The 16,444-nt window shown below is 56.7% G+C and carries 12 protein-coding genes; 7 read left to right on the top strand and 5 right to left on the bottom strand.

What is annotated here, in order from left to right; genetic code table 11:
* Positions 1-282: 282 nt before the first annotated feature.
* From ACR0LN_RS09480 to ACR0LN_RS09460, 5 genes are all read left to right on the top strand, one after another.
* Positions 283-2,391, top strand: coding sequence for a protein kinase domain-containing protein (locus ACR0LN_RS09480; protein WP_480429329.1), 2,109 nt, complete (start codon positions 283-285; stop codon positions 2,389-2,391).
* A gap of 207 nt (positions 2,392-2,598) precedes the next feature.
* Positions 2,599-3,603, top strand: a complete 1,005-nt coding sequence (locus tag ACR0LN_RS09475; protein ID WP_480429328.1) for an FHA domain-containing protein — start codon at positions 2,599-2,601, stop codon at positions 3,601-3,603.
* 3 nt (positions 3,604-3,606) lie between these two features.
* On the top strand, positions 3,607-4,392 hold the full coding sequence (locus ACR0LN_RS09470; RefSeq protein ID WP_480429326.1) for a PP2C family protein-serine/threonine phosphatase: 786 nt from the start codon (positions 3,607-3,609) through the stop codon (positions 4,390-4,392).
* Between the two features lie 21 nt (positions 4,393-4,413).
* The gene (locus ACR0LN_RS09465; RefSeq protein ID WP_480429325.1) at positions 4,414-5,676 is read left to right on the top strand and encodes a type 2 periplasmic-binding domain-containing protein; all 1,263 of its coding nucleotides are present in this window, start codon (positions 4,414-4,416) and stop codon (positions 5,674-5,676) included.
* 44 nt (positions 5,677-5,720) lie between these two features.
* Positions 5,721-6,830: a peptidoglycan-binding protein LysM gene (locus ACR0LN_RS09460; protein ID WP_480429324.1), complete on the top strand. Its 1,110-nt coding sequence runs from the start codon at positions 5,721-5,723 to the stop codon at positions 6,828-6,830.
* Between the two features lie 284 nt (positions 6,831-7,114).
* On the opposite strand, the gene ACR0LN_RS09455 is transcribed toward ACR0LN_RS09460, so the two are convergent.
* The 5 genes from ACR0LN_RS09455 to ACR0LN_RS09435 all read right to left on the bottom strand — a co-directional run bounded on the left by ACR0LN_RS09455 (position 7,115) and on the right by ACR0LN_RS09435 (position 14,024).
* Positions 7,115-9,328 carry an NADP-dependent isocitrate dehydrogenase gene (locus ACR0LN_RS09455; RefSeq protein ID WP_480429323.1) on the bottom strand — a complete coding sequence of 738 codons (2,214 nt, stop codon included), beginning with the start codon at positions 9,326-9,328 and terminating at the stop codon, positions 7,115-7,117.
* A 351-nt stretch (positions 9,329-9,679) separates the two neighbouring features.
* Positions 9,680-10,912, bottom strand: a complete 1,233-nt coding sequence (locus ACR0LN_RS09450) for an NAD(P)/FAD-dependent oxidoreductase (RefSeq protein WP_480429321.1) — start codon at positions 10,910-10,912, stop codon at positions 9,680-9,682.
* A 133-nt stretch (positions 10,913-11,045) separates the two neighbouring features.
* Positions 11,046-12,005, bottom strand: coding sequence for a dihydrodipicolinate synthase family protein (locus ACR0LN_RS09445; RefSeq protein WP_480429319.1), 960 nt, complete (start codon positions 12,003-12,005; stop codon positions 11,046-11,048).
* A gap of 157 nt (positions 12,006-12,162) precedes the next feature.
* Positions 12,163-13,221 carry an ABC transporter ATP-binding protein gene (locus ACR0LN_RS09440; RefSeq protein WP_480429317.1) on the bottom strand — a complete coding sequence of 353 codons (1,059 nt, stop codon included), beginning with the start codon at positions 13,219-13,221 and terminating at the stop codon, positions 12,163-12,165.
* Entirely contained in the window at positions 13,218-14,024 is an 807-nt protein-coding gene (locus ACR0LN_RS09435; RefSeq protein ID WP_480429316.1) for an IclR family transcriptional regulator, read from the bottom strand. Before ACR0LN_RS09435 ends, ACR0LN_RS09440 begins: the two co-directional genes overlap by 4 nt.
* Before the next feature lie 139 nt (positions 14,025-14,163).
* Here ACR0LN_RS09435 and ACR0LN_RS09430 point away from each other — a divergent pair, with 139 nt between their 5' ends.
* Both ACR0LN_RS09430 and ACR0LN_RS09425 read left to right on the top strand, forming a co-directional pair.
* Complete coding sequence (locus ACR0LN_RS09430) at positions 14,164-15,423, top strand: ABC transporter substrate-binding protein (RefSeq protein WP_480429314.1); 1,260 nt, start codon at positions 14,164-14,166, stop codon at positions 15,421-15,423.
* Positions 15,424-15,520: 97 nt separating this feature from the next.
* Complete coding sequence (locus ACR0LN_RS09425) at positions 15,521-16,444, top strand: carbohydrate ABC transporter permease (protein WP_480429312.1); 924 nt, start codon at positions 15,521-15,523, stop codon at positions 16,442-16,444.

The raw sequence follows: 16,444 nt of genomic DNA, 5'->3' as shown, positions 1-16,444 counted from the left end.
CCTCAATCGCAGCGAGTCCGTTGACTAAGCGGAGACAAACGAGGGCTAACACTACATTTTGTGCAGAGAGAAAATCAACATATTGCATCACCATGGGCCGGCGAACCAATATCTAGTTTTTTCGTAATAACGATCCTTAGTGAAGCCATCAGGCGGCCCCAATAAAGTCAAATTTGAAACGTCTAACCGTCTTAAGTGTCCTGCGGTTGTTTTTGGTTGTGAGTATCGGGGCGATTTAGCCCAGTTGAATTACCGCAAAATGTTTAGAACGGGCGGAATGAAATGAGCCACAACCAGGCTGTCGGTGCATCGCACGACGAACCGAAAATTGAAGGACTTGAACCTGGCGCCAAACTGTTGCGTGGGCAGTACGAAATTCTGCGTTTCCTCAGCAACGGCGGGTTCGGAATTACTTATCTAGCGCGCGACAGCCTTGAGCGGGACGTTGTGATCAAAGAATGCTATCCGGGTGCTTTGTGTGTCCGCGACGGCGACACAGTCGAAGCGGTAAATCCAGACCACAAGGACGACCTGCGCGCCATTATCGACCTGTTCATTCTTGAGGCCCGCAACCACGCGCGCCTGGTGCACCCCAACATCGTCAACGTTCATCAGGTCTTTGAAGACAACAATACCGCATATATTGCGATGGACTTTATCAAGGGCTGCGATCTTCTGGACTATGTCGAAGATTCCGGCAATGAGGCTGGCCCTGATTTTATCGTTCAGGTCACAGAAAAGATGTTGTCGGCGGTGTCGTTCATTCACCAAAGCGGCATGCTGCACCGGGACATCTCACCCGACAATATCCTAATAAACGAAAATGGCGATCCTGTCCTGATTGATTTTGGTGCCGCGCGCGAACAGGCCGCGCATCAGTCCACCGCACTGCTGACGCTGCGGGTAATCAAAGACGGATATTCACCGCATGAGTTCTACGTACGGGGCGCCGATCAGGGGCCAAGCAGTGACCTTTATGTTCTGGCGGCAACTTTATACCATGCCATCAGCGGCGAACGTCCAATTGACGGCCAAACCCGCCTGAACGCCTTCAACAACAGTCAGGAAGACCCCTACGCTCCGCTGGCCGGGCGGTTCAAGGGATATCCGGATGGCTTTCTTGAAGCGATCGACAAGGCAATGGAGGTACATGCCACCGATCGCCTGCAGACCGCTTTGGACTGGCTTCGTATGTTCCGCGGACCGGACGTTATGTTCGACACATTCGACTATCGCCCTGTTTCGGTAATTGTCGCGATGGACCGCAAGGATGAAGAAGCCGAGAAAGCCCGGATCAAGGCCGAAAGCGAAAACGCTGAAGCCGTCGTTACTGCCCTGCTGGCGGGCAACGCCGATCTAGTCCTTGGCAACGAAGACAAGCAAGAGGACGAGCTTGCCAAGTTCACCCCCAAAGAGGAAACCGCGGTCGCCGTGGATACCGTGGTAAAAAGTGGTTCGGGCGGCAACGGCAAGCTGATTGCGGGCGCGGCAGTTGTAGTCGTTGGACTGGCCGCTGGCGGTTTCTTTATGTTGTCAGGGGGCAGCGATGCACCAGAGCCAGAGGTCGCCGCCGCGCCTGAAACGGTACGTACGGAAGACCCGGAAGATACAACAGCTGCCCAAACTGAGGCTGCGGAACCCCAACTTGCGCCGGAACAAGATGAACTGGCGCCTGTACAGGCAAACTCCACTCCGGCACCTGTCGAGCAGGTGAAGGCCGAGACGGCTGTCACAGAAGAGGCTCAAGCCCAGACAGCCGCGCCGGCCCCGGCCGCGTCAGGAACCCCAGCGGACATACAAATTGCGTTCTCGCATTGGGATGTCAAGATTCCTTTCCAGACTTCGCGCAGGCGCGGCTCGACCGGCAGCATCATTGCCGTTACCGGCATCGACCCGAACCAGGATATGTCTGTCGTCGGAGACTGGGTGAAACGCGGTGCGGCGATCTATACGCTGAACGGCGAGCCAGTTCGCGAGAACGCCAGTTTTGCCGCGCAGGTTCTGGACGATTTGTCTGTCGATCCCGACGGATACATCCGCGTGACTGCACGTTATCGACCCTTGGGTAAAACGTTGGCGCAAAACGGTTTGCTGGCGCTACCTGCAATTCGCGTGGTTGGGTTGGAAAACGGCCACGAATTTTCGGTCCGTAACGAAGGCGGCCAGGGTTGGAAAACTGTCGTTACCGCCGTTCCGGCAGACGCAGAAAGCGGCCTGCAGCGCGGAGACGTAATTCTCAGCGAAACGCAAACAGGAACCACCATCGACGGGCAGGAAAGTCTGGACGAGGTGTTGCAGGTACTTGTTGCCGAGAAACAATCTCAGGCCCGTTTGAGCGTTATGCGCAACGGCGCCGAAACGGACGCCGTGATGCAGCTGGCACAGGAGTAATATGACCGGTTCGTAAGTGATCTGTCGCTATGTGAAAACTAAGGGTGGTGCCCGGAAATCCGCCACCCTGACGGGGACCGGCCCGTCGCGACAGGAGCAGTTCGTTTGATTTCCGTTTTTTAGTGCCGTTGTGCCGATGCGCGCAGAGGCGAATAGCAGTCCCACAGGACGATAAGCCCTGTGTCAGAAAGCAAAGGTGTCGACACCATGTTCAAATATAAAAGCCCTCTCAGCCGGCTTCTCGAAGGTGCCGGCAAACCCAAAGAAGCTGAAACTGATACCGAAGCCTCGGTTGAAGAAATCGCAACACCCGAGGACGAAAAACCTCAGCCGATTGCTGATTTTAACGCGCTGCGTAACGCGCTGGCGGGTGGAAACATGTCTTCGGAAACCTACGATGACTCTGATCAGCTCATCCCCGAAGAAACGATGCCCAAATTTGATGAGGGCAAAGAAGAGGCGGAAGACGAATTCGTGATAACGGAGGTCGTCTCAGAAGCGCAAGACAACATCTTTGATGCACCCGAAGCACAGCCGGAACCGGAAGAACAGATCGTAACTCTGCATGTGGCTGCGGAAGAAGAACCCGTCGAGGTGGATGCGCCACAGGCTGAAAACCCCGACGTAGAGCCCGTTGTTGAAGCTGTTGTAGAAACGGAGGAACCCACACAGGCCGAACCCGTTGCGCAGGCAGAGCCAGCACCCGAAGTTAAGCCAGAACCGCAGATTTCTGAACCGGCACCGGCGCCAGCGGACCGTCGCGGTCGCGTCAAGACCACATTCCTGGGCTTTGAACGCGCCGACACGCATGTTCAGGACCTGATGGAAAGCTCGGAACCGGTAGCAAAAACCGAGGCCGCGCAAGAGACATTTCCCGTTGGCTGGCTGGTCGTTGCCTCCGGTCCGGGCCGTGGTTCGTGCATTACTCTGACCGAAGGTCTAATGCAGATTGGCCGCAACGACGACCAAGCCATTCAACTGGATTTCGGCGATACTGGTATTTCACGCAGCAACCACGCTGTGATCGCCTATGACCCTGAAGATCGCAAATGTTATCTGGGACATGGCGGCAAAGCCAATCTGGTTCGTCTGAACGGCAAGCCAGTGCTGAGCACCGTGGCGCTGAACAGCGGCGACCTGATCCGGATCAGTGAAACTTCGATCCGCTTCACCGCCTTCTGTGACGACGGCTTTGACTGGCGGGATGCCTGATAGATGCTGGCAACACCGGCATATGATATTGCGCTGATCCTGGATCAGGGTCAGCGCGACACGCAAGAAGACGCGGTCGCAGCACGGATGTTTGATGCGGCCAATTCCGGTTACGTCGTGATTGCGGACGGAATGGGCGGTCACGCGGCGGGCGAAGTAGCATCAGACCTGGTTATCTCGGCCTGGCGCGAAGCGCTTGATGCCGAACTTGAAGGCGGCGCACCGACCGAAGCCGCCTTGATTGATGCACTACCGCTGGCTGCGATGCAGGCCAATGCCCTGATCGCCAATCATTGCGAGGAACAGGGCGAAGGTTTCAATATGGGTTCAACCCTGTTGGGCGTTCTGCTGCGTGACAATCGTGTGTTTTGGATCTCGGTCGGAGACAGTCCGTTGTACCTGTTTCGTGATACAGTACTGCGTCAGGTCAACGAAGATCATTCAATGGCACCGGTTATCGACGCACAGGTGGCCGCAGGCACACTGACCGAAGCCGAAGGCCGGGATCATCCCGACCGCAATCAGCTGACATCCGTCATCATGGGGGGCGCGATCCCCAAGGTCGACTGCCCCGAGGATGCGCTGACGCTAACTGCTTCGGACGTGTTGATACTGGGCAGTGACGGGCTGCAATACCTCAGCGATGCGGAAATCCAAGGCATTCTGCAAAACAATGCCGAAGCTTGGGCGCAGGACATCGCAGATGCGCTGTGGCAGGCCCTTCGTGCCAAAGGCGACCCGGATCAGGACAACGTTTCAATTGGCGTTGTGAAACTTACAAGAAACTAACCAAGGCAAAGATACAGGACCATGAGACCCCATCTGTTCATATCCAGCCTGGCACTTGCTGCCGCGGCCGGAACGGCCTCGGCGCAAGAGGCTTGCTCGACCTACGAAATCCAGCGCGGCGACAGCCTTCGGGAATTGACGATCGAAGTCTATTCGACCGAAGACTTCCGTATCATCTTTGATGCCAACCGTGATGTAATCGGCAACAATCCGAATGTCATCCGTGTCGGCGACGTACTGACCCTGCCCTGTCTGGAAGATATCGGGCGGGCACCTGCCGCGCCGCAAACCGAAGCTGAGGCGATGGCCGCCGAAATGGCAGCGGAACTGGTCAAAGCCGCCGAGACACGCGCCGCCAAGGCTATTGCTGACGCGGAAGCTCGGGTCGCCGAAGCGGAAGCCGAAGCCAAAAAGGCGAGTGAAGAAGCAGTCATTGCGGCCAAAGCCGCGGCTCGCGAGGAAATCGAAGCCGCACGCGCCGAAGGTGCCGCGCTGATCCGCAACGCGGATGCGGGTGATCGACCGGAAATCCGTGACCGACAGTTGTTGCTGATCACCGGCGGCAACTATGCGCCGTTTACCGATGAAGACCTACCCCATCGCGGGCTGTACACCAACCTTGTGGAAACCGCGATGCTTAGGGCCGCCCCAGAGCAATCTTATAAGATCCAGTTCGTCAACGACTGGTCCTCGCATCTGGATCTGCTGATGCCGACGCTGGCCTTTGACGCGACCTTCCCTTGGTCCCGTCCCAATTGCGAAGAGGCCGAGGCGTTGTCCGACAAGGATCGCGAGCGTTGCGAAACCTACAATTTCTCGAACCCGTTCTACGAAGTTGTGGACACGTTCTTTGCCCGTGAAGGATCGGGTTATGAACAAACCCTGACCCATGCCGATTTCGCAGGCACAACGATCTGCCGCCCCGAGGGCTGGTCGCTGTCACACATGGATGCAGTTGGTCTTTATGAGCCCGCAATCGATCTGATACGCCCGGTTTCGCCGGATGACTGTTTTCACGCACTGATGGAAGGCGCCGCGGATATCGTTGCCATCGAGGCCCATCTGGCTGTCGAGGCGATCGGTCGTCTGGGCTATGAGCACCGCATTATCGAAAACCCCAATCTTGCGGCGATTAAGTCGCTTAACATAATGACCCACAAAGACAATCCGGATGGGGAAGCGATCCTTGAGACGCTCAACCAGGGTCTGGCGATCATGCAACAATCTGGCGAATGGCGTGACATCGTGTCGACAGCGCTGCGTCATCAAATGGAAAACGGCTAGGGCCCGAGCAGGCCTGACAACTACAAAGTCTGGAGGAAGTGGACATGTTTGAATTCAATCTGAAAAAGGTCGTGATGTCGGCCACCGCCGTCACCGCCCTGAGTGCTGGCGCGGCTGCCGCACAGGAAGCCTGTACCAACTACACCGTTGAGGATGGCGACACGATGGCCACTATCGCCATCGCCGCCTATGGCACCTCGAACTATCAGCCGATCTTCAACGCGAACCGGAACGTCATCACCAACCCGAACGCCTTAGAACCGGGGCTGGTTCTGGCCCTGCCCTGTGCAGACGGCAGCCTGCCGAACGGTCAGTCCGCTCAGGAAATCATTGCCGCCGAAGAAGCACGTGCAGCCAGCGTTCAGCGCTCCAGTGTCTATCAGCCGCCGATCAAACTTGTTACTGGTAACGGCTGGGCCCCTTTTGCCGATGAATCGCTGAACGGCGGCGGCGCAATCACACGTCTGGGCACCACTGCGCTGCAGCGTGGTGGCAACGCGCGCGACTATTCGGTCAGCTTCGTGGACGACTGGAACTCGCACCTTGAAACGCTTCTGCCGCTGGGCGCATTCGACGTTTCCATGGCTTGGAACATGCCGGATTGCACCAACCGCACCTATGAATGGTCGTGGGAGACCGAAGTGCGTTGCACCCAATTCGACTCGTCCGTGCCGGTTTATGACATCGTGGTTGGCTTCTACACCCTGCCTGAAAGCGAATATGCAAACGCCACAGCTTTTGATCAGCTGGAAGGCTCGACAATCTGCCGAATGGATGGCTGGTTTATCCACGACCTCGAGCAGGAAGGCCTACACAATGGCGACACCATAACCCTGATGCAACCGATCACTGCGCGTGAATGCCTGGACGCTGTTCTGACGGGTACAGCAGATGTTGCGACTTTCGAAGTTCAGCTGTTCTCTGACACTATGTCAGAAATGGGCCTGACTTCGAACGACCTGGTCGAAAACCCGTTTGTGACGTCGCTGTCCTCGTTGCGTTTCATCAGCCACCGCAGCAACCCGTTCGGCAAGCAGTACCTGGCAATGCTGAACAAGGGCCTGAACGAAATGCGTGAATCGGGCGAATGGTACGCCATCGTGTCCGACACCCTGCGCGAGCACAATGAGAAGCTGATGGCTGCGTCGAACTGATCATTAGGTTCACATAAACAAGACAGGGCCGTTCCAAGGGCCGGCCCTATCAATTCATTGAGTTCCAGCTAGAACCGTCTGTTTCAGAGGTATTGAGGATTTGACTACGGGAATCCCCTAATACCCTCGATAGTTGTAGCTGATACTATGAAAGTAACTTCACCGGAGAGGCGTCGCCTCCCCACTCACTCAAAAAGGGGCCGACTTTTGGGGGTCGGCCCCTTTTTCTATTCGGCAATCAGTTTCCAGGCCGAAGCCACGCCTACTGGCCTGGCTTCGTATTATTAACCGATGATCGCGTTCAGAGTTGCGCTAGGACGCATCACAGCTGCAGTTTTGGCCGGGTCTGTGTGGTAGTACCCGCCCAGATCGGCAGGCGTGCCTTGCGCGGCAGCGAATTCACCCAGAATCTGCTCTTCCTTATCAGCCAGCTCCGTGGCAACCGGCGCGAATTCGGCGGCTAGGTCGGCATCCTCGGACTGCGAAGCCAAGGCTTCGGCCCAGTAACGCGCAAACCAATAGTGGCTGTCACGGTTGTCGGGCTGACCTACCTTCCGGCTGGGTGATTTGTTGTTGTCCAGAATGCCCTGAGTTGCAGTCTCGGCTGCGGCACCCAGTACACCCGCCTTGGCGTTGCCCTTGCTGTCAGCGAGGAAGTTCAGCGATTCACCCAGCGCGCAGAACTCGCCCATCGAGTCCCAACGCAGGTGGTTTTCTTCGACCAATTGCTGCACGTGTTTCGGAGCCGACCCACCCGCACCGGTTTCGAACAGGCCTCCGCCATTCATCAGCTTGACGATAGACAGCATCTTGGCCGAGGTGCCCAGTTCCAGGATCGGGAACAGGTCGGTCAGATAATCCCGCAGCACGTTGCCGGTAATGGCGATCGAGTCGTTACCCGCGGTGATCGTCTTGAGGGTTTGCAGGGTTGCTTCACGCGGGGCAAGGATCTGGAACTTGTCGGCCACGCCAGCGGCCTCAAGCGCCGGTTTCACGTATTTAATCAGCTCGGCATCGTGGGCGCGGTTTGCGTCCAGCCAGAAGATCGCCTCGGAACCCGTCAGACGCTGACGGTCCAGCGCCAGCTGAATCCAGTTCTCGATCGGCGCCTTCTTAACGGTGCAAGACCGCCAGATGTCGCCTTTTTCAACTGCATGCTCATGCAGTGTGTCGCCATTGGCCAGAACAATACGGATCGTGCCGTCAGCGGGGGCTTGGAACGTCGTCGCGTGCGACCCATACTCCTCGGCCTTCTGGGCCATCAGACCGACATTGGCGACGGCCCCAGCAGTCGACGGGTTCAGCGCGCCATTGGCTTTGAAGAATTTGATGGTCTCGTCATAGACACCGGCATAGCAACGGTCAGGGATTACGCAGTTGGTGTCACCCTTGGCACCGGTCTCATCCCAACCCTTGCCGCCTGCGCGGATAACGGCGGGCATCGAGGCGTCGATGATCACGTCCGACGGCACGTGCAAGTTGGTGATGCCTTTGTCGCTGTCGACCATATACATGGAAGGACGGTCAGCCTTCAGCGCATCAATCGCTGCCACGATCTCGGCATTGTCTTTGACGCGATCCAGCAGATCACCCAGACCCGAGTTCGGGTTCACACCCAACGCGTCCAGTTCAGTGCCAAACTTCTCGAATACCGGGGCTAGCCACGCTCTGACCGCAAAGCCAAAGATAATCGGGTCAGACACTTTCATCATGGTCGCTTTCATGTGAAGCGAGAACATGGTGCCGTCTTTTTTGGTGTCTTCGATGGCCTCGGCCAGGAAGGAAGACAGGGCTTTGACCGACATGAACGTCGCGTCGGCCACAGTGCCTTCTTCCAGCGCCCAGCCGTCTTTCAGTACGGTCACGCCGCCGTCTCTGCCAACGAATTCGATTTTCGCATCACCCGCCTGAGCTGCGGTGATGGTTGCCGATTTTTCATTGGCATAGAAATCATTGTCCGACATCGACGAGACTTTGGTCTGGCTGCTCGACGCCCATTCCCCCATCGAATGCGGGTTGTTCTGAGCGTAGTTCTTTACGGCCTTTGCCGCGCGGCGGTCGCTGTTGCCCTCACGCAGAACCGGGTTCACGGCAGAACCTTTGATGGCATCATACCGCGCGCGGATCGCCTTTTCTTCGTCAGTCGAAGGCTCTTCAGGATAGTTCGGGATGTTGTAGCCTTGCGATTGCAATTCCTCGATTGCGGCTACCAGCTGTGGGACCGAGGCCGAGATGTTCGGCAGTTTGATGACGTTTGCCTCGGGCGTTTTCACCAATTCACCCAGTGCGGCCAGATCATCGGAGATGCGCTGCTCATCCGTCAGGTTCTCGGGAAAGGTCGCCAGAATACGGCCGGCCAGTGAAATATCCTTGGTGCCAACACTGACACCCGCCGCCGAGGCGAATTTGCGAATGATGGGCAGGAACGAGGCGCTGGCCAGTTCGGGCGCTTCGTCTACAATGGTATACAATATATCGAAGTTCGATTTTTCTGCCATATTCTTTTACCTTTTTTAAGCCTTTCGGGGCGTGCGATCCAAGAGTGTGCCACATCTGTGTGGCTTGAGCTGGGGCGCGCGTATCCTACCGCCCCAATGGTGACTCTGATTTGACAGGGCTTCCCTTAGAACAGGTTGCGTTTCGGATCAATCCTCAAGTGGCGGCGCAAATTGACACGGTTTGGGAAAAACTGAAGCTACGGCAATAAAATAGGCAAAAATCGCAGCCCAAAACCCAGGATATTGCCACGTCGCCTTCTACCTGACCATGAACCGTCCAGAAACCAGCATGCGTGGATGGGTCGAGGAGATCCACCCATTCGCGTTGATGCTGCGGTACCGGTCGAGCCCTCAAAACCGCGAGGCTGAAAACGGGGTAAGTGAGATCTGGGGGTGTTGGCCGTCGACCAATGCACCAACCAATTCGGCTGTCCCGGGCGATTGGGTCAGCCCCACGTGACCATGGCCGAAGGCGTAAATTACGTCCGGCACGCGTGGCGAGGCTCCAATGACCGGCAAACTGTCTGGCAGCGATGGGCGAAATCCCATCCATTGCCGCCCGCCTTCGGTTTTCAGGCCGGGCATGAATTTTGTGGCTTTGTTCAGCAACGTATCGGACCGCTTGAAATTCGGAGGCAAGTCCAGCCCACCAAGTTCGACCGCTCCACCGATCCGCACACCGCCATTGATCCGGGACACAACAAACCCATGGCCCGAAAAGGTCAGCGACATACGCAGATCAAACGCGCCCTCAGGGAGGGTTGTGTTGTAGCCGCGCTCTGTCTCGAGCGGGATGGTGTCACCTATTGTGCGGGCAATGTGATGAGACCACGCACCGGCGCAAACGACCACCTTGTCGGCCTCGGTTTCACCATCCGGCAAAACAGCCCGCACTCCGCCCTCAATCGATTGCAATGCCCGGATTTCTTGATTTTCGATCCGCCCTCCCCGGCTGCGGAATACTTGTGCCAGGTGCTCGACCCATTTCTTTGGATCGACAGTATTGATCCAAGCTGGTGTGTAACCGGCATGAGTGATACCGGGGCTGAGACCGGGTTGCCGTTCAGCAATCGCCTCACGATTTTGCAGCAGTTCAAATTCAATCCCGTATTGGCGGCGCAATTCCCAAGCCGGCAAGCTGGCGCGATACTCGGCTTCACTTTCATAAAGCTGCATCTGTCCGTCGCGTTGTATCATCGGCTCTCCGTCGACATCAGCGATCAGACGGGTCAATGCGGAGGACGACTGTTCCATCAGGCTAGCCTGAGCGCGCAAACTGACTTTATATGGCCCCGGTCGGCTCGCCTGCCAGAACCGGAACATCCATGGGGTGATCTTCAGCGCATAGGCCGGAGGAATAGACAATGGCCCGAGCGGGTCCAACAACCATTTCGGCGCTTTTCGAATGATTCCGGGTGTCGCCAAAGGTTCAACTGTGGAAAACGCAAACGCGCCCGCATTTCCAGCCGAGGCTTGTGCAGCGACACCATCGCGATCCAGAACCAAAACATCATGACCGCGGCGCTGCAATTCAAGCGCCGTCGTGATTCCAATGACACCGGCACCAATAACCAGAACCTGCATCGTCACAGCTCGTTGTATAAACTGAGAGAGTAAGCGGGCCGAAACACAACGTCATCAGGCTCATGATATGAGCCTGCACTGAAATTAAAATGGTGACGGACCCGTTTCGCCCTTCGTCCTGTATGGCTGTCGTTCACATGCATTCAGCGATCACTCCGCCTTGTTTGGACCAGTCAGCGAACCAGGTTCGGAACAAGTCATATTGCTGTTCGCAGTAATTGCGCTGCGCATCAGTCAACTCATCGGTTTCGTTGAAGTGCATGCGGTATTCGTGCTCTCCGTTCAGCACCAGAAGATGCTTGTAGTACAGCACCAGATCTGGACCTTCGTCAAAGCTTGACAGAACATGAATCGCCTCGGTCAGCTCCTGCGCCCGCAAACGAGCTTCGGCGTTACCCTTGGCGGCCTTTTTGGATAAAGCGGCAAGCAGCAAAGCCTCTTGCGGCAAAGCCGTGCCGATCCCGGTAATAGATCCGGTCGCGCCACAATTTACAAAGCCGTGGTAAACCTCGGTATCTACGCCCACCATCAAAGTGACCTGATCATCCTGACTGGTAATGTTTTCGGCCGCATAGCGCAAATCGTCCTTGCCGCCGAATTCCTTGAAGCCGATCAGGTTAGGGTGTTCGGCCCGCAGTGCAAAGAACAGATCCGCCCGCGTTGCAAAGCCGTAATACGGGCTGTTGTAGATGATGGCAGGCACGTCAGGCGCAGCGGATAGGATCGCCTTGAAGTGATTCTTTTGCGCGGCCGGAGACGTGCCACGCGACAGCACACGCGGGATTACCATCAAACCCACGGCCCCAACCTTTTGGGCATGGGCAGCATGGGCGACCGCGGATTTGGTGTTTATCGCGCCTGTACCAACCACAACAGGTAGCCCGTCTGCGACCAATCTTTCGACGCCTTCCATCCGCTGCTCGTCGGTCAACAGGGGCCAATCCCCCATTGATCCACAATAAACCACTGCGGACATACCAACATTGATCAATTCCCGGCCTTTGCGCACCAGCGCGTCAAAATCAGGCGTACGGTCGGCCTTACAGGGCGTCATAAGCGCAGGCATGGTGCCGGTGAAAACATTGGTCGACATCGGGGCTTTCCTTCCAAAATGCGGACAAAGAGCGGCTTAGTACGGCACTACGACTCGCCTTAACGGATATTGGATACAAAACAAGAAGAATTGAAGCCAAGAAAAAACGCGCCGGTTTAGTGAAACGGCGCGCTCTGTTCGTGGCGGAGACCTACGACTATCGGAACCTTTGACCCGTCTCGGGGTCAAACAGCATGGCGCGGTCTGGCCGGGCGATGATGCCGATCCTATCCCCCTGTCTGCTGCGTTGGTCGTCACGTTCTTCCACGATCAGTTTGTCGCCATTCGGTGCCAGCAAATAGGAATAGCTCACCCCGCCAAGGGCTTCGGTCAAATCGACGGTGCAGGCATCTCCAGCGCGGTCAATTTCAATATGCTCGGGGCGAATACCCAGTGTAACCCGCGTCATACCCGCAGGCACATTTACCGTCATTTCCAGCGGTGCGCTAAGCGCCGGGTGTGAGACTTTGCCGTCGGCATAATCGCACTCCAAAAAGTTCATCGCCGGAGATCCGATGAACCCCGCCACGAAACGGTTATCCGGGTCCCGGTACAGGTCCATCGGCGCACCGACCTGTTCAATCCGACCGTCCCGCAATACAACGATCTTGTCGGCCATGGTCATGGCCTCAACCTGATCATGGGTCACATAGATCATCGTCGCGCCGATTTCGTTGTGCAGCCGCGCAATCTCGACCCGCATCTCAACGCGAAGTTCGGCATCGAGGTTGGACAAGGGTTCATCAAACAAAAATACTTCAGGCCCCCGCACAATGGCGCGACCGATGGCCACCCGCTGACGCTGACCACCGGACAGGGCTTTGGGTTTGCGTTTGAGGTATTGATCCAATTTCAGGATATTCGACGCCTGCTGCACCTTCTGGTCGATCTCGGATTTGGCGACGCCGTTCATGCGCAGACCAAAGCCCATATTCTCGGCCACTGTCATATGAGGATACAAAGCGTAGGTCTGAAACACCATCGCCACGCCCCGCTTGGCCGGGTCCATGTGAGTCACTTCACGTGCACCGATATGGATCTGCCCCTCGGTTGTTTCCTCTAGCCCCGCGATCATCCGCAGCAAGGTCGACTTGCCGCAGCCCGAAGGCCCAACGAACACACAGAATTCACCATCCTCGATTTGCAGATCAATCCCATGAATAACCTGCGTCTCGCCATACCGCTTGATCGCTTGGTTCAGAGTTACACCCGTCATGTCGCTTTTATCCTGTCTTTGTCGGCGTTTTGGCGGGTCTCGGGGAACCGCCAGGCCTGTGCTTCGGCTCCGATCTGTTCGGCCACACGGCGAACACGGGGAACCCAGGTTTCCAACTGTTTAAAGTTCATTCGTTCGGTCGATCCGGTCACGGAAATCGCCCCAAGCATCCGCCCGCCCGATGTCAGGATCGGACAGGCGACGCAGATAATGCCCGGCTCGTGCTCTTCATCGTCGATGGCGTAACCACGGCTGCGAATCAGGTCGAGATCGGCACGCAGCGCGGCCTCAGAGGTCAGAGTCTTTTCGGTGAACCGGTGATAGCTTTGCTGGGATACGGCACGGTCCAAAGCCGCCTCGTCCAGAAAGGCCATCATCGCCTTACCAACTCCGGTACAATAGGCCGGACCGACCTTCCCGGCCTGCGAATACATCTCGACCGGTTGGGCGGCATTGCGCTTGTCGACATACAACACCTGACTGGAATCAAGCTGCGCCAAATGCACTGTCTCGCCGGTTTCGGCGCTCAGCCCATCCAAAAACGGGCGCGCGATCGGGGCCAAAGAGCTTTGAGTCCACGCGGCATGCGCCAACCGGACCAGCCGCAAACCCGGCGTGTAGGTCTGACGCTCTGGATCGTAAGACAACATGCGCTGATTGGTCAGTGTCTGCAGAAATCGGTACAGCGTTGCCTTGGGAAAATTACTGCTTTCCAGCAATTCCGCGAATCGGACGGGGCGCTGAAACGCCGCCACCTGATCCAGCACATCACATGCTTTTCCTATTGTTCCGTCACCTGACATGGGTGCGTAATTCTCCTCCCTTTGACCCAAGGCCGTTGCACGAGGGTCTTGACAAGACTAGCCGAGTTGATGTGTAGTTTTCAATATATAAAACAAAGTTTCACTATTTGGAACTAAATGGGAGCTAAGGGAGGAAACCATGCATTCCATGTTCAAGCGCTCTGCCGCAGCGCTGGCAGCCAGTGTCACACTAGCTGCGCCCGTCGCAGCCGAACTCACCGGTGAGCTTCGAATCTTCCTCGATACGTCGAACCCGGCGCCGCGTGCGACAATGGAAGCGATGATCGAACGGTTTGCAGCACAGCATCCGGGGCTGGAGATCGAAACCACTGTGATCGACCGCGAGGCCTATAAGACGCAGATCCGCAACTTCCTGACGGCGGATACGCCGGATGTTGCAACATGGTATGCAGCCAACCGCATGAAGCCCTATGTCGAGGCCGGTCTGTTCGAGGACGTCTCGGACCTGTGGGCAGAACCTGAGATTGCCGACAATCTTGGGTCGACTAAAGGTGCGATGACCATCGACGGCAAGCAGTGGGGTGTGCCCTATACCTACTACCAATGGGGCGTTTACTACCGCAAAGATATCTTTGACGAACTGGGCCTGAGCGAACCGACAACCTGGGAAGAAGAACTGGCAAACTGCCAGAAGATCGTCGATTCCGGTCGTGCCTGCTATACCATCGGGACCAAGTTCCTGTGGACCGCGGGCGGCTGGTTCGACTACCTCAACATGCGCACCAATGGGTACGACTTCCACAACCAACTCGCCAATGGCGAGATCAGCTGGGAAGACGACCGGGTCAAGCAGACCTTCGCCAACTGGAAGCAGCTGATCGACATGGGCGCGTTCATCGACAACCACCAGACCTATAGCTGGCAAGAGGCGCTGCCCTTCATGGTCAACGGTGAAGCCACCGCCTATCTGATGGGCAATTTCGCCGTCGCCCCGCTACGCGAGGCTGGCTTGACTGACGACCAGTTGGATTTCTACCAGTTCGTCGCCATCAACCCCGACGTTGAACTGGCAGAAGACGCCCCGACCGACACGTTCCACATCCCGGCCAACGCGTCGAACAAAGAAGCTGCACGCGAATTCCTGCGCTTCGTTGTTTCGCCTGACGAACAGACCGAAATCAACAACGGCGCGAATCTGGGGCAGCTGCCAGTGAACGCCAAATCGGCGGTGGATGACGACAAGTTCCTGCAACAGGGGTTTGCTATGCTGTCCTCCAACAGCCCTGGCGGTGTAGCACAATTCTGGGATCGTGACGCACCTGCTGAAATGGCCAAAGTGTCGATGGAAGGCTTCCAGGAGTTCATGGTCAAGCCGGACAACGCCGACCGCATTTTGGCGAAGCTGGAACGCGCCCGTCAGCGCATCTACGACAACTAAACCGGTCAGGTCGGGCAACAGCCCGGCCTGCACCTAAAACCTGCGTAAGGCGGGTACAAACCCGCCTTACTCCTTCTACTCAAACCCGAGTTAGCTCATGTCAGCCGTAGACGCCCCCGAACAGGAAAGCTGGTTCCATCGCAACCAACAGCGCATCGCGCCTTGGCTGTTTCTGGCTCCGGGCCTGTTGTTCTTCATGGTCTATGTGATCATCCCGGTCTTCCAATCCTTCAACCTGTCACTCTATGAGTGGGACGGACTTGGCGCCGCCGAATACGTAGGATTCCGAAACTACGAAGACCTTTATTGGGAATGGGTCGACCGGGATGCGTTCTATATCTCGCTCAAAAACAACCTGATCTGGCTGATCCTCTATCTGGCTGCGATCCCCGCAGGCCTGTTTATCGCTCTGTTCCTAAACCAGACGGTCTGGGGCATTCGCCTGTATAAATCCCTGTTCTTTTTTCCTTTCGTCATCTCTCAGGTCGTCGTCGGGTTGGTATTTACGTGGTTCTATGACCCGACCTTCGGCCTGTTGAATGAGTTCTTGGGACTTTTCGGCCTCGGACCTCTGAACGTATTGGGGGACGAGCGGTTCGTCACGTATGGCATCATCTTTGCCGGGCTATGGCCGCAGACCGCCTATTGCATGATCCTCTACCTCACCGGCCTGAACGCCGTGGACCCTGAACAGATCGAGGCCGGACGTCTTGACGGTGCCAAAGGCGCGCGGATGCTGTGGCACATCATCCTGCCACAACTGCGTCCCGCAACTTTCATTGCCTTTGTTGTGACCATCATCGGAGCGCTGCGCAGCTTTGACCTGATCTCGATCATGACTCAGGGCGGACCCTTCGGCTCGTCCCGCGTGCTGGCCTATTACATGTTCGAGGTCGCCCTGTCCGAATACGGCTTCCGCATGGGATATGGTGCCGCCATCGCGGTCATCCTGTTCCTCATCATGCTCTGTTTCATCGCCTACTTCCTGTGGTCGATGTACCGCGAAGAAAGGGGGCATTGA

This window comes from Ruegeria sp. AA6 (genome assembly GCF_056542865.1).
This window is presented reverse-complemented; position numbering and strand designations above follow the sequence as displayed.

Coding starts and splice junctions, on each gene's coding strand:
- ACR0LN_RS09480 (WP_480429329.1), top strand. CDS start 283: ATGAGCCACAACCAGGCTGTCGGTGCATCGCACGACGAACCGAAAATT.
- ACR0LN_RS09475 (WP_480429328.1), top strand. CDS start 2,599: ATGTTCAAATATAAAAGCCCTCTCAGCCGGCTTCTCGAAGGTGCCGGC.
- ACR0LN_RS09470 (WP_480429326.1), top strand. CDS start 3,607: ATGCTGGCAACACCGGCATATGATATTGCGCTGATCCTGGATCAGGGT.
- ACR0LN_RS09465 (WP_480429325.1), top strand. CDS start 4,414: ATGAGACCCCATCTGTTCATATCCAGCCTGGCACTTGCTGCCGCGGCC.
- ACR0LN_RS09460 (WP_480429324.1), top strand. CDS start 5,721: ATGTTTGAATTCAATCTGAAAAAGGTCGTGATGTCGGCCACCGCCGTC.
- ACR0LN_RS09455 (WP_480429323.1), bottom strand. CDS start 9,328: ATGGCAGAAAAATCGAACTTCGATATATTGTATACCATTGTAGACGAA.
- ACR0LN_RS09450 (WP_480429321.1), bottom strand. CDS start 10,912: ATGCAGGTTCTGGTTATTGGTGCCGGTGTCATTGGAATCACGACGGCG.
- ACR0LN_RS09445 (WP_480429319.1), bottom strand. CDS start 12,005: ATGTCGACCAATGTTTTCACCGGCACCATGCCTGCGCTTATGACGCCC.
- ACR0LN_RS09440 (WP_480429317.1), bottom strand. CDS start 13,221: ATGACGGGTGTAACTCTGAACCAAGCGATCAAGCGGTATGGCGAGACG.
- ACR0LN_RS09435 (WP_480429316.1), bottom strand. CDS start 14,024: ATGTCAGGTGACGGAACAATAGGAAAAGCATGTGATGTGCTGGATCAG.
- ACR0LN_RS09430 (WP_480429314.1), top strand. CDS start 14,164: ATGCATTCCATGTTCAAGCGCTCTGCCGCAGCGCTGGCAGCCAGTGTC.
- ACR0LN_RS09425 (WP_480429312.1), top strand. CDS start 15,521: ATGTCAGCCGTAGACGCCCCCGAACAGGAAAGCTGGTTCCATCGCAAC.